Source organism: Thiomicrolovo sp. ZZH C-3 (assembly GCF_054862725.1).
This window is the reverse complement of record NZ_JBTKXX010000005.1, coordinates 45,297-58,729: the sequence shown is the minus strand read 5'-3', so window position 1 is coordinate 58,729 and position 13,433 is coordinate 45,297. Positions and strand designations below refer to the sequence as shown.

Genomic DNA, 13,433 nt, shown 5'->3' with positions numbered 1-13,433 from the left:
CTCGTAATAGTAAGAATGTTCGAGCCTTCTGATTTCCGAAATGGAATGAAGAATCTCGAAACCGTGCGGATTTCCGCACCTAACCGTCCTTTTATAGAGCCAGTATAAACGACGCATCCACGATGCAACCGTCGGACGGGAAAGCTCTTGCTACTGTTCGTAAGAAACCTGGTTTCAAATGAATGTGTAGTCTTAAAATAAAACTGGGCTCATTTTATCAGATGCGCCCGATTTCTCCAACCCACAGCGGCCATCATATTCAAACCCATCGAAATGCACTTGAAAATAACGGGAAAGCCGGGGGTCTCCCCGACCGATTACTCCGAGCTTATTGCAGCTCGCCTGTTCCATTTTCTGGATGCTTCTGTCAGCACCAACTGCTCAGCTTCATCCGAGTACAGATACGTTTTGTTATTCCACGTACCCCTTTGTTCGCTGGTCAGGTAATCGCTCTTTTCAAGCGACATATTACAGCAGCAGTTTATATCCACGCTGCTTCCGTCTGTTTCGACTTCGGGAAGCTCCCCGCAAAACGGGCAAGGGCCAAACTGGACGCCGTCTTTTTCTATGATCTTTTCGAACATTTCAATCTCCTGCAGACGTGCTTGGAATTGCCGCAATCAGCGGCTTAATCGTCTGTTCGACGACCTCGTCGATGTTGCCGTTGATCAGCACATCGTTGATATCGCCGCCCAGGCGCGGGTTCCATTCGAGGACAAGGGCACTCACACCTGCATTGGCAAGGCGCTGAACCAACCCGACGTGCTCATGTCTCATAAACTTTGCGTTTTTGAGCTGGAGCTGGCGCTCCTTGAGTTCGATCGCTGCGCGTGCGCGGTCGTCGTTGGGGTACTTGAATGTGCCGTCTTGCGACTGGATCTCGACATAGCCGCTTGCACCGATACGCCCTGCATCATCCTGGTCATAGGCGAGTATCACCGTTTTGCCGCGAAGCAAACCGAGCATTTCCTCGCTGTAACCGTTGACGCCTGGGGTCGAGATGGCAAAGGTCGGGTGGGTGTTCCCGCCGACTTCGATCTCGTCTGGCAACGCAAGCCCGTCAGGGTGCCCTTCCGTAGTAAACACGAACGGCGTCTTCGACAGGAGCATTTCATGTGTCAGCCCGAACGGAAGCGGCTTGACGATATCCGTCTTGCTCATCTGGATCTCTTTCATTTTCCGCTCTTTCATCCACTTCGGTGGATGCGTCGGTCGCGCCATAAAGCCCGTCACCATGTCGGTGTAGAGGTCGAATGACGGAACCAGAAGCAAACCGCCCCGCTTGACGTAGTTGAGCTTGAACTCACCGGGCGTCTTTGAATCGTCGCCGTGGATCAGTCCGAACTCTACCAGGTCCCGCAGCGGATAGCGTTCCTTGAGGAACTGCACCGCGTGCGCGAAGCTTTTGGCCGAAAGGTAGGCAATCGCCTCCATTTTTCGGTTCGGCTTGATGCCCCGGTCCGCGTAATATCCATACTTGGCTTTCTGGTTTGTGCCCAGTGCGAAGCGGTAGTAGTCGGTCATTGCCATCTTAAGGCGCTGCTCCGCCTTCATCTTCGGGTAGGAAGAACGATACTGTTCTGTATCAATGTGGGTGCAGGCTTTGGAGGGGTCAAACTGTTCATAGGTGATTTCTTGAGGTTTTGGTGCAGCTGCAGGAGCGGCGCGCCGGGCGGGTGCCGTTCGGCGGGAGTGTGCTTGGCGCTCGCCGTCGTAATCCGGGTTGGGGATTTTGTCGACTCTAAACTCCTGCTCGAGCCATTCACAAGCTTCATGCTTGTTCATGTTCTTCTTCTGCATCACCACGTAGATCGGAGAGGCCGATTCCAGCTGATGGCAGTCGTAACAGGTGCAGCGATTGCCATCGCTGATGTAATACTTCACCTTTCCTTTTTTGTGGTTGGTACAATAGACTTTTGACCCATCGTTTTCGTAACCTGCGCGTATCATCACATCACGGATATCAAGGGCTTTCAAACTCTCTTCGTCGTGCAGGTACGGATACTTTGAGGTGTCATATTGCATATTGCCTGGTATTCTACTCATCGTAGCTCCTTTTTACAACCCGCAGGAGGATACGACGCACCCGGAGGGGATGCATACGTTCCCCGTGGGTGAGTGTAGAAAACGGCTAGGCCGTAAAACTTGGTATGTGGGTGTGCGCGGCGGCGTAAAAGCCTAGAGGTCGCAGTATCCGCGCTTGTTGTCGTAGTGGGTTAGGATCTTGCCGACGATCCCTGCTAGTCCGAATAAAACCATGAGCCCTAAAACGATTGTGGCCGGGTTAATATATTCGTTAAACATGACTTTCCTTTCGGTGCTTCCGAGGTTATTCCTCAAAGAAGATGGTGCCAATCACTACAAGCATTATACCAAATGAAATCGGTACGATGTGCAGCATCATGGCTTCCGTATTCCAAGCGATAATGTCGTTGACATTGTTCGCCAGAATGGACAGACCTAAGCCCAGGTAAACAACAACGAAGCGCTGCGCCGTCAAAACTTTGCCGATGCGCTTGAATGTTTTACCTACCGTATCTATAATTTTTTTCCCTGCAATCATTCCAAGCACGAAGATTGTCAAAGGGGCAAAGATTATGAACGTTATTGCGAGAATATCTAACATTTCAATCTCCTGTTCTTGCGAGGGTGTCCCTTGTAGGACGGATTGGCGCCAAAAGCGCACCTGTCCGGGTGACAACACAACGAAAAAACGGGAGCGGCAGTGCCACACGTTTTTTAAGCGTTGTGGCATCGAGCCGGAAATTGAGCCTCGTACTAGGCTCCTGAAAACTGAATGATATTGGTGGAAATAGGAGGTGTGCAGCCTGCAGGCCGACACGGTTTATCCTAAAACAAACCATCATGTCAGCTTTCAGCAGACTAGATAAAAAGCGGGCCAAAAGGCCGAAGAGTGCTGTTTTTCCCGATAGCGGTACTCTTTGCCAGCACTTGATATGTGGCGAATGCCACTCTTACCTGCCAGATTAGAGAGCGCGGGTTCGGCCTTAACTATCTTGCGATAAAAAGGGATCCGGGCAGGGAGCACTCTTGCTATGTACGATGTAAATCGTAATAGTTCTTAAAATAAAACTGCGAGGATTGTAGCGTATCTTTTCGGACGCACCAACCCGCAGCGCCTACTTCAGATTCTCCGTCGCCCCTTTGAGGGTGTCCTCGAGTTCGGTGAGGTCGATGATACTGCCCGTCTGTTCTTCGAGCCATGCGACGTATTCATCGTAGTCGATGCATCGGCTGACGTACTGGTATGCCTGCTGCCGTTCGGCGAAGGCGGCTTCATAGCCGAGCGTGGTTCCGTCCAAGCCGGCTGCCTTGTCGCTCTCCGTGCAGCGGCGAAAACTGATGTGGGTAAATTCGTTGAGGTTGACGTCGGTGCAGTGTGCCCAGTTTTTACCCAGCTGCGCCTTGATCTGCTCCATCAGTACCCTTGTAAGCAGCTGGTCGTAACAACAGTGGTACTCGGCATTCAGTACACAATCCCCCCAGGGCGATTCGTCAATGCATTTTCGAACGATCTTATGGCACATGTCGTGGCGCTTGTGCTCGTAAGTGGAGACGTGGCGCGGCCCCTGCTCTTCCGCGTCGGAATGCGATCCGCAGCTGTTGACTTGCTTGAACGATGTTGCGAACTCTGCGAGGACTGAAACGCCGGCCCCGCAAAGAGGCCCGCATATCGCAGTAGCTGTAATAGAAGCCAGTTTAGTCCCGATTGCTTGTGTCGAGGTAGGAGATACATCGGATGCGGTCGCGGTCGTGGCGGCGGACCCGGTCAGCGCCGCCGTGCCAACGCAGGCGGCCATTGACGCCACAATAACCGCCGCTTCAATCTTTCTGGCCATTTCCCGCGCCTTCTCCGCCGCTTCCTGCGCGTCTTTGGTTGAATCTGCGGTTTCCTGCGGCGGCATGACGATGCGGACATAGAGCACATCCTCTTCCGTTCTGATAATCTCTATCCAATCGGCATAATCCGGATCTTCGGCAATAATGTCGTTGTAGTCTTGAACTGAAAGGGAAAACTCCTGATCGCTGTCGCCCTCCCCTCCTTCTTCGCCGCAGAATTCGTCGACCGGGTCGCAGCCGATATCGTCGTCGCGGGTCAACAGCGCATAGGTGTCGATACCGGCCTGCGCCGCACAGGCCAGCGAGGCAACCGCGAGCTGAGCCGATTCTTCCGCCGCCATCTTTGCAGCGTGGGCGTATGCCCCGCCCGAACTCCACGCCTCCTGCCCTGCACCTTGAACGTAGTCTGCGCCGTAAGTGGCCACGGCCACCGACAGCGCGATCCCCGCAAGGAACGCCGGATCCGTCAGCCCGGAGAAGTCCACCTCCAGCCCGTCGATGCAGTAGCCGTGCCAACCCGAAAAGATACTGTTTATCTGCTCAGTCGCACTAATCATCCCCAACATTTCGCCAAGGGAGCCGCCCATATCGCTTGAAATATACGGTATACCTGTCGGGTTCGCCGATGTATTAAGCTCGGTGTGGCTTTCGCGGTATTTGATACAATCCCCCTCCTCCACTGTCGTGGTGGTGCACTGATAGGCGTACTCGCTGGTCGTAAAGACCCTCTTTCCTTCCAGGTCACCGACCAATCCCTGATCCTGGACACTGAAGAGTACACACTTCTCAGTCGGTGAGGTTTCCGCGAGGGCGGCAAAGGGCGAGGCCACGAGCGAAAGTGCGATCGGGAAGGTCAGAAGGCGGTTTATCAGCATATCAAAGCCTTGTTCCAATATTTTTCTATCGAATCCGTGATTTTAGATAAGCATTCAAAAAAAGGCAACCCGCAGCAGCTTGTCCGATTCGTCAACTTGTGGAACAATTCGCGAAAGGAGATCCCGTTGAACCTCATCTACCGCCTACGCTTCATTCTCAAAACCTTTTTCTTTCTCCCGGGAACGCTGTTGCACGAATTCCTTCACTGGTTCGGTCTGATCATGCTCGGCTTTCGGAACACGAGCCTTACACTCATCCCCCGCAAGGCCTCCGTCGGGAACGAGTATGTGATGGGTAGTGCCTCCGGTTCGCTGGCCCGTTCGCAATCGGATATACGGTGGATTATCCCTGCCCTGCTTCCGAAAATCTCATGGGCGGCTCTTTATTGGCTGCTCGTTTTTTTCGAGATAGCGGAGGTACAGTGCGCCGGCGGCGCCTGCTCGATTCGATTCTTCTACGGGGATCTCAATTACGGCTCGTGGCCGTTCTGGCTTCTCGTGTACGTCATGATGCAGCTATGGTGGGCGGGCACCCTCTCCTTTCAGGACTGGATTATGGTGGCCAAGGGTGTCACCTCCGGCGCGGGTCTTGTAATAGCCCTCTTTGTCGGTGCCGCACTCTGGATCTACAACTGCTTTGACTTCCAATTCTGATTTGTTATAATTGTTGCAGTTTATTTTTAGACTCATTTGCGAAGAATTTTATTTTTTGCACTTTGTGTAAGAGCGCTCCCTGTCCGGGATCCCTTCATATCGTACGATAGTGAAGCCTCCGAAATTGCCGCTCTATAATCTGACAGGCCAGGTACAGCATTAGGCTGTAAACCTCATTTGCACTGGTAAACGAGTACCTTTCGAGGGAAAAGCAGTTGCTTTGAGGTCTATACTACTCTTTCCCCACGGGGGTTCTTCCACGCATTGTGTGTGAACAGGACTCCTGGCGGGACTCCTGTTTTGTACAGGAATATTTCCATGAAACTTATCATCTTCACAATCAGTATCTGCATCACAATGACGTACGGCATTGATCAGATCAAGTCTGTCGCAGACGCGACGACTTCTCACAACAGTCAAATTGACCTCATGAGATAACAATTAAGGCACCTCCCTTGTGGGTGCGCAGCTCTTGCATCGATACCTCGGGACGCTATGCGTTTTAAGATGCTTGAATATCAGATATCCGGTTCTCGCCGGATCATAGGCAAAGTACCGTACGGCACTGCCTAATTTTTCCCGGATGCACCACCCTTTGGGTGCATCGCTTAACCCATTACCGAATTGAAGGGGGCTTCGGCCGTGACGCTCTTGCGTCGAGAAGGTATTTGGGGGTTTTGTCCGGTGTTTGGTGTAACTCTGGGAGTCGTTGCTACTGCGACGGTTCCCTCTGTTACATCACATCACCACACAAGGACATTCCATGTTTACTACAAAGAAAATCACGCTTGCAATCATTCTCGTAGGCTTCTGGATGGGCGGGCAAGTGCTTTCCGGATCCGTTGATACTGCGAACCAAATCGCAGATCGTAATGCCCAGTACCAGGTACTGCTTGACGAACTGCACCAATGACCGCACGTATGGATCTAGATCACATCACCAGACCCTTGATGCTAACAGACTTGCTACACGATGTAAAATCGTGGGCAACAAAACGGAAATACCTTTGCAAGGTTGACGAGATCTCCGCGGACGGGCGACACACTTTTACATGGGTCGCATCCAACAGCGCCTACGAAGAGTTGGCCGAAGACTGGCTCTTTGCCTCCGATCAGCTGTACACCTTTCTATCAAAGAACCGTGATGCGGCACTGGAGCTGGGCTATCTGAAGCAGATCAAGTTTAAATCTAGCGATGGTACAAAAGTATGTACCTATCGTGTCACCGGAAAGGCCGTTTTGAAACTGGGGCATCTACTTCTGAAGAAGTAATGCGTTGCCATTCTGGCCAGAAAAGCGAGCAATAAAAGCGAAACAAAATGTCGGGGAGATTCCCGACAATCCTCTCCACTACCCTATAAATCATTCAAAAAGTTGCCTATAAGCCAATTTTTTATCCCTTCCTACAATAAAGTTCAACACGTTAAACAGGGCTTTTGTCACAATAATTGATAAATATGTGATATAAAACCATATCTTGCTAATGTTTATTTTATTCTGTTTTTAATATTATTTTCTTCCGTAATTATTTTTCAAGGTTTTTTTTTGTTAGTTAGTTTTAGATCAGCGTCTATTCTCGGGGGGCGCGAAGGAACCGATCAAAATCATGAGGATCATACCCCCGAGCCTCACTTTTCAGAGTTTCACAGCATCACAAAGGAGCTGCTGCTGACCGACCTGCTGAACGATGTGAAGTCGTGGGCTTCTTCAAGGGGCTATTTGCAAAAGCTGCATGAGACCCTGCAAGACGGGACTCAGACTTTTACCTGGATCGCGAGCGACAGGGCCCGACACGACCTAAGTGAATGCTGGCTATGGCTCTATGATGAACTGGACGGATATCTTAGAAGAAATGTCGACCATTCGCTGGAGCTAGGATATTTGCGCTCTGCCCGTTTCAAAGCGCGCGACGGTCACGTGTTCACCTACCGTGTAACAGGCAAGGCGATAGTTGACTTGGGGCACCTCTTCAACAAGCCGAATGCTGTCTGTGGCACCTGCCCAGTAACAAACATTGATACGAAGGCAAATTCAACGTGTTGAACTACCCCGCCGATTCTAAAAAGTTCAACGTGTTGAACTCGATATAGAAACACTCTACCCCACCCTGCCCCAGTGCAATATTCTTTTTTCAGAGCGTGACCCAAAATCTTTTTTCAAAAAACGTCCACTTTTTTGGCCATATCCATTTTCCACTATAAGCTCACGGTATCCCCACCTAAAATCAAGGAGTGCCATGAAGAAAAACCCACCCACGATTTTTTCTTAACAGTTGGTTCGGCAGCGTTGCTTCCGGGCCCATAAAAGCTAAAAAGAGAGCAGGGCAATGGAAATATGTGATATCACACACAGGTTGCTCCTAACCGATTTGCTCAATGATGTTCGGGCGTGGTCCTTCCGTAATGGATATCTCATCAAGGTCGACGAGATCACACCAGACGGAAGAGAGACGTTCAGCTGGGTCGCCAGCGAAAAAGCAGACGATATAGCCGACAGATGGCTCTATCTTTATGAGTTGTTATCCACATTCCTATCCGGGCGAACCAGTGTCGCGGTGGAGCTTGGGTATATGAAAAAAGCATCTTTCAAGCCCTCCAAAGGAAGGGCAGTCGTCGTCTACAGGGTGACCGGAAAAGCGATTCTGGATCTAGGACACCTCTTCCCTTAACAGCGCCGCAGCCTGCTGCTATTGGCCGCGGGCAGCTCTACACCACCCTCCAATAGGTTATTTTTCTCCATATTTCATTCTACGTGTTGGATTATTTTTGCATTGCAGTTATAATGCTCGTAATATATGACGAGAGGTGGTTTAAATGGCCAATGACTTTTCCAATGTCGAAATCGGAAATTTCTATGACAAGTCGGAGGGGGCTATACGTCACACCAGAAAAACCAATCCCAAACTATTCGAAGCAATGACGCAATACTACAGCGATGAAAAATCCAAGGAAACAAAGGGGAAAACAGTGGCAAAGAGCATATTTATCGCGCTTTTGAATTTCAAAGGCGGTGTAGGCAAGAGCACCATTGCCAACCTGCTTCAAGCATCTACGGTCGGATCGAGCGTTATCATCAATACCGACGACCAGGACGCCAACATGTCGAATGCTTCTGAAGCAGTGAACCTCTTTGAGCTCGAGGAAGACGGCGTCAGCCTGAAAGATGCGATCGACGCAGCCTGTGAAGAGTTTGACACCATTATCGTAGACACTCCCGGTGAGGTCGCAGGCCCCGTAGCCGACATGATCGCACTTACACGCAACTTTATCATTCCCGTTATCCCCGGGCGACGCAGCATTTCATATACCAAAGATACCATTGATGCCTTCTTTGCGCTGTATGAGAATCCAAAGAAAGCGCGCCTTTGTTTTGTCGTAAACAACTTTATCGACGAAGAAGAACGCCAGAGTGTTGAAGAGGTTATTCGCGACCATATTTCATCCGGCGGGTACGAGGACAGAGCAAAGTACATGTTTACGCAAATCAATCACAGTAAAGCAATCAGGACGATGGAGGACCGCCGCGCCTCGATCAAGAAGTTGAGCACTACTAATGCCGTCGCCTATAATGTAGCCAAGAAACGGATTGACAAAGCGACCGCAGAAATCAAAGCATTTTTTGGAATCGAGTAACCTATGAGCGATAAAAGTAACGTCGGCCACATTGTCAAGAAACTGCGCGACCGTAAGGGTAATCAGGACGCCGGCGCGACAACGACAGCGACAAAAGCAGAGAACGAGAAGATCATAATCGACGGTGTTGCCTATGAGCTTAAAATCGTCGATGTAAACGAACTTGCCGACAACCCATTCCAGTACCGCATCACCTATGACCAAGATGAACTGCAGTCCCTCGCCGACTCGATCAAAATACGCGGTCTCATCCATCCAGTAGCTTACGGGACTTACAAAGGGAAAAAAGTGCTGGCCGTCGGACACAGAAGGAAACGTGCCACAATCCTAGCCGAAAAATCCAGTATCCTGGCGATCGACCTCGGCGAACTTACGGCCAAGGATCTCGTCGCCATCGTCCACACGGAAAACGAGCAGCGCGAAAAGGTCCATCCGTTGGAGAAATCGTTCTCCTATAGGGACATACTCGACAGTGGAGTTTTTGACACCCAAACGGAGCTCGCGGATTCGATCGGCAAGTCAAAAAGCTATATGACCATGATGCTCGGGTATCTCAAACTCTCCCAGGAGATCATCAACGATCTCCGCGAAAACAAAAGCACATGGGATACGCTCGCACTCGATATGATCCGTAGAGTAAAGGACGAGCGGAAGCAAAACGACATTTATTATGAATTTGTCAACAACAAGCGTGACAGAGGCTGGCTGGCTGAACAGGTCGCTATTGCCAACAACAAAGGAGGGCAGGTCAACACCAAGGCCACTATGACACTCCTGGACGGCAATACGCTCAAACCTATTTCTTTCGACACCAAAAAACTCTCAAAGACGGAACAACGCGAGTTCGGCGGTCGGATGATCTCTTTGCTTAAAGAGTTCGGCCTCCTGTAACCCCTCCCCCCACTCCCCGTCCCCGGGGCACAATCCAACATGCAAAACACTTCCATTTCTGGAGGTTGGTCAAAATTGAACTCCCCGCTATAATTCAGCCAAAAGGGGTTTTTGCCCCTACAAGAAGGCAGGGGAGACGCACATGTGCGCGCAAACTAAGGTTTTGGTAAGCAGCTATGCACCTGGACACAATCTCTGCAGCGCTGCAATCAAGCGCATTTCCTACACTCTGGACAGCTCCCTTTGCAGATCCTCATGCGTACCAGACTCAGCACCAAGAGAACGAAACTCGTCGGCACGGTGCGCTGGTCGCATCGGAATAGGGGAGGGGAATGTGCTCCCGGCAACTAGAACAGTTTGGAGGAAAGTAAGAGCTGTAATAGTACGACGCATAAGTGCGTATATGAAAGTAAATGCCGTAACAGTTTGGCAATTTCATTCGTATAGATAGTAAATGCTGTAATAATAAGCACTTTACGAAAGTAAAATCTGTAATAGTTTACACGTATAGCCTCTCCAACCCCAGGGACCCGGGAGGTATTGCTTCAACGGGACAGGCATACGGATAACACCTTTCACCAAATAAAACCATACTCTAATTCTTTTATCACATACAGTCCATTATAGTGCCCCTGCAGCCGTTATATCGTCAATCGAAAGTAAGAGCTGTAATAGTTGGGCGCATTTGGAAGTAGATTCTGTAACATTAGCCCATAGAGATAGTCATGAGTGTAATAGTTTGTACCGCAGAAAGTAACTGCTGTAAGGAATAGGGCGCCAGAAAGTAAAAGCTGTAACATTAAAGCAATACAGGTAGTAAGAGGCGTAATAGTTTAATTCTCAATTAGTAGGTGATGTAACATTTGGGAGTCTAGTGGTAACAGCTGTAATGCTCATAGGAACAGCTGTAAGAGACGAAAGTAATTGCTGTAATGGTCAAAACCCCGCAAACCACGTGTACAAGGGGCTTTGACGTTCTTTCCCTTAAACATATATATCTTCTATAATATCTTTTATATAAAAAGAGCATGCCCGCATAACGGCGCTACGTCATATATGCCCCGGGATCCAGGAGCATGAACAGAACATGTTTTACTTTCCTGCTATTACACTTTTTACTTTCTGGTTATTACATTTTTTACCAAGTTTGCTATAATAGTCCAATTTCGAAATTCTATGGCCGGGGATAATGGAAGAAAAAGATAAACAGCCGATTGAATGGTCTCTAAAAGATCAAGACCCATACTATCGTGTCAGTAACGAGCTGTATGACGCGGATGTTGAGTATGAGGAGGGTACCTCATCAAACAACGCTTCCGAACGCCTTTCAAAAACCACACTCAAGGCTATCCAGGACATTTTCTACAACCGGGAGAAAGAGAGAGGCCCGACCAACGAGGACGCCGAAAAACTTACCGAGGAAATATTTGAGCGCTACTGCGCCATCCGAAAATCAAAGCTGCTGGCCCGTTTCAATCGTATGGCAGAACTTCCTATGAATGGATCCGGCGACAAACTCGTGAAAGTTGATGAGCAGCTTGACGCAGAAAAAGACGAGCTCTACAGGCTTGCGGCAAAAGAGGCGTGGCGCACTGTCAATATCGACAGCATCCCCGAAGAGGATCTTACACTCCGGTTCTACGCCAGTCCGATCGCGAAGGTCGCCAATATTACCAACCTCAGCAGCACCAATCTGTTTGAAGAGGTTGCCAAACTCCAGAGCCGGTTCAACCGATGGACCGAAAAAGCTTTTGACGAGGAATCTGGAGAGATTATCTTCAAAAAGTACCGCACCACCCTCCTGCCGACCGCTATTCTCTATCAGCGCGGGAAGGGGCACCGGAACTTCATCGAAGTCAAACTCAACCGATCCATGCTGCACCTGGTTATGTTCCTGCGCCGGAACTACCTTCGTTTCCACCTCGAGATCTCCGTGGCATTCGACGATCAGAAGACCTCCAAGCTTTATGAGGAGATCGTAAAAATGATTACCCTCAAGAGGAGCGGGGCGTACCTTTCGATCGAGCTGGCCAAAAAACTGATGGGTACCACGATGAAACAGACGGGGGTCTTCAAGAAACGCCACATCATAAACAGGGTGAACCAGATCAACGACCGACTTAACACTTCGATCGTCGTTGAGGACGTCAAGCACGGGCGAAGGATTATCGGCTATCGTTTCATCGCATCCGATCTCGATAAGCAGCTGCTGCTAGGCGAGAGGGCGAGCAGCGACTTCTTCCGAGAGGATATTCTTTTTTCTTTCGGGTACTATCTCGCGTTGCTCGAATACCATAGGGAGACCATTCCCAAGAGCAGGATAGGAATAAGGGCAATCGAACTCGAGAACGACGTCTCGCCGGAACGGCTAGAGACCGAGTACCAAGACTACAAAGCCAATCTGATGAGCTACCACCAATTGTGCGAGCTTCCGGAGGAGGATTACCCGGAGGGGTACTCACTGGATATCGAGTTGATGACACTGGTGAACGAGCGGGGGGTCCCGTACTCAAAATTCGCCTACGGCTGCATGCTCAAAATCAGTTCGGAGCTTCAATCGCAGCGACAAAACTCTCTGCCGGGCCTGGACGATCGGGCGGCGAACAGGAACTGGGAGTTGGGCATAAGGGACCTCATCCCCTTCTGGTTCGCACCGCCGGGGCAGGAGCGCGTCTCCATCACCGACGAGAACTTCGGCCAGTACCAAAAGCGGATCGAGGTGGCAATCAAGTTCAAGGACACCGAGCTCTTTTCGTTCGACGACGCGAGCAAGCAGGAGTTCTTCGAGGACAAGATCGTCGGCGGCCAGAAGCCAACCATTGATGCCGAAGTTATCGACGCCCCCGCGGCTGGCACAGCGCAGAGTGCGAAGGATGTTCTCACGGTGCTCCCTGCGTTCCGCGCCGCATTCGAAGCCGCGCCCGCGAAGTGGAACAAGATTCTCCCCGAATTTGACAGCCGCATTGACGACGTCCGTATTCTCGTCGATCACCTCAGCGGCGACTCCGGGACCGCAAGGAGTAACCTGGCGTGGATGGTGCAGCCGCACAACTTCGTGCGCGACTTCGACACCAAGCTTGCCGTTGCATCCTCGGGCAAAGGCAGCGGCGGATCCGGAGCGCCCGCATCTGCTACCGTTTTGGATGCAGAGGAGGTGGCCGATGGCGAGCCGGCCGGCGGCATTCTGCCGGAACTGGCTGAGGTGATGTATCGTTCAGCGCATGCGGCCAACGATAAGACAAGATCCGTGCCGCAGCGATGGTTGAATACCTTTGAGCGTATCCTTGAAATCGACGACGGCGGTCCGAAATACGAGGCGGTGGATGTCGGTAAGGTGGTGTACTGGCTGCATAAAGAGGGGCGGTGGTGGCTCGATAAGGTGCTTTCGCCCGCGGAGTTTTCAAAAAAGTTTGCTAGGTTGCTCGATGAGGCTGGAACTGCTGCGCAGAAGGGCTCCCCCGTCGCAGGTCTTCCCGACGGCGTCAATCTGTTGGACGCATTAAAAGAAACGGAGTAAAAG

12 protein-coding genes are annotated in these 13,433 nt (G+C 50.6%); 8 read left to right on the top strand and 4 right to left on the bottom strand.

The window, feature by feature from the left end; all coding sequences use genetic code 11:
• Positions 1-317 precede the first annotated feature (317 nt).
• The 4 genes from ACXWTF_RS12830 to ACXWTF_RS12815 form a co-directional block, all read right to left on the bottom strand.
• Positions 318-584, bottom strand: a complete 267-nt coding sequence (locus tag ACXWTF_RS12830) for a hypothetical protein (protein ID WP_461715384.1) — start codon at positions 582-584, stop codon at positions 318-320.
• 1 nt (position 585) lies between these two features.
• Positions 586-2,046: a toprim domain-containing protein gene (locus ACXWTF_RS12825; RefSeq protein WP_461715383.1), complete on the bottom strand. Its 1,461-nt coding sequence runs from the start codon at positions 2,044-2,046 to the stop codon at positions 586-588.
• A gap of 283 nt (positions 2,047-2,329) precedes the next feature.
• Positions 2,330-2,626, bottom strand: a complete 297-nt coding sequence (locus tag ACXWTF_RS12820) for a hypothetical protein (protein WP_461715382.1) — start codon at positions 2,624-2,626, stop codon at positions 2,330-2,332.
• Positions 2,627-3,140: 514 nt separating this feature from the next.
• Positions 3,141-4,754: a hypothetical protein gene (locus tag ACXWTF_RS12815; protein ID WP_461715381.1), complete on the bottom strand. Its 1,614-nt coding sequence runs from the start codon at positions 4,752-4,754 to the stop codon at positions 3,141-3,143.
• Positions 4,755-4,862: 108 nt separating this feature from the next.
• On the opposite strand from ACXWTF_RS12815, the gene ACXWTF_RS12810 reads away from it, so the two are divergent.
• The 8 genes from ACXWTF_RS12810 to ACXWTF_RS12775 all read left to right on the top strand — a co-directional run bounded on the left by ACXWTF_RS12810 (position 4,863) and on the right by ACXWTF_RS12775 (position 13,430).
• On the top strand, positions 4,863-5,390 hold the full coding sequence (locus ACXWTF_RS12810; protein WP_461715380.1) for a hypothetical protein: 528 nt from the start codon (positions 4,863-4,865) through the stop codon (positions 5,388-5,390).
• Positions 5,391-6,153: 763 nt separating this feature from the next.
• A complete protein-coding gene (locus tag ACXWTF_RS12805) occupies positions 6,154-6,303 on the top strand; it encodes a hypothetical protein (RefSeq protein ID WP_461715379.1) in 150 nt (49 codons plus the stop codon).
• Positions 6,300-6,662, top strand: a complete 363-nt coding sequence (locus ACXWTF_RS12800; RefSeq protein WP_461715378.1) for a hypothetical protein — start codon at positions 6,300-6,302, stop codon at positions 6,660-6,662. Before ACXWTF_RS12805 ends, ACXWTF_RS12800 begins: the two co-directional genes overlap by 4 nt.
• Before the next feature lie 273 nt (positions 6,663-6,935).
• Positions 6,936-7,433, top strand: coding sequence for a hypothetical protein (locus ACXWTF_RS12795; protein WP_461715377.1), 498 nt, complete (start codon positions 6,936-6,938; stop codon positions 7,431-7,433).
• Positions 7,434-7,716: 283 nt separating this feature from the next.
• On the top strand, positions 7,717-8,058 hold the full coding sequence (locus ACXWTF_RS12790; protein WP_461715376.1) for a hypothetical protein: 342 nt from the start codon (positions 7,717-7,719) through the stop codon (positions 8,056-8,058).
• 145 nt (positions 8,059-8,203) lie between these two features.
• Positions 8,204-9,022 (top strand): ParA family protein, encoded by an 819-nt coding sequence (locus ACXWTF_RS12785; RefSeq protein ID WP_461715375.1) that lies wholly within the window; start codon positions 8,204-8,206, stop codon positions 9,020-9,022.
• Between the two features lie 3 nt (positions 9,023-9,025).
• Positions 9,026-9,913 carry a ParB/RepB/Spo0J family partition protein gene (locus ACXWTF_RS12780; protein WP_461715374.1) on the top strand — a complete coding sequence of 296 codons (888 nt, stop codon included), beginning with the start codon at positions 9,026-9,028 and terminating at the stop codon, positions 9,911-9,913.
• A 1,189-nt stretch (positions 9,914-11,102) separates the two neighbouring features.
• Positions 11,103-13,430, top strand: coding sequence for a replication initiation protein (locus ACXWTF_RS12775; protein WP_461715373.1), 2,328 nt, complete (start codon positions 11,103-11,105; stop codon positions 13,428-13,430).
• Positions 13,431-13,433 lie beyond the last annotated feature (3 nt).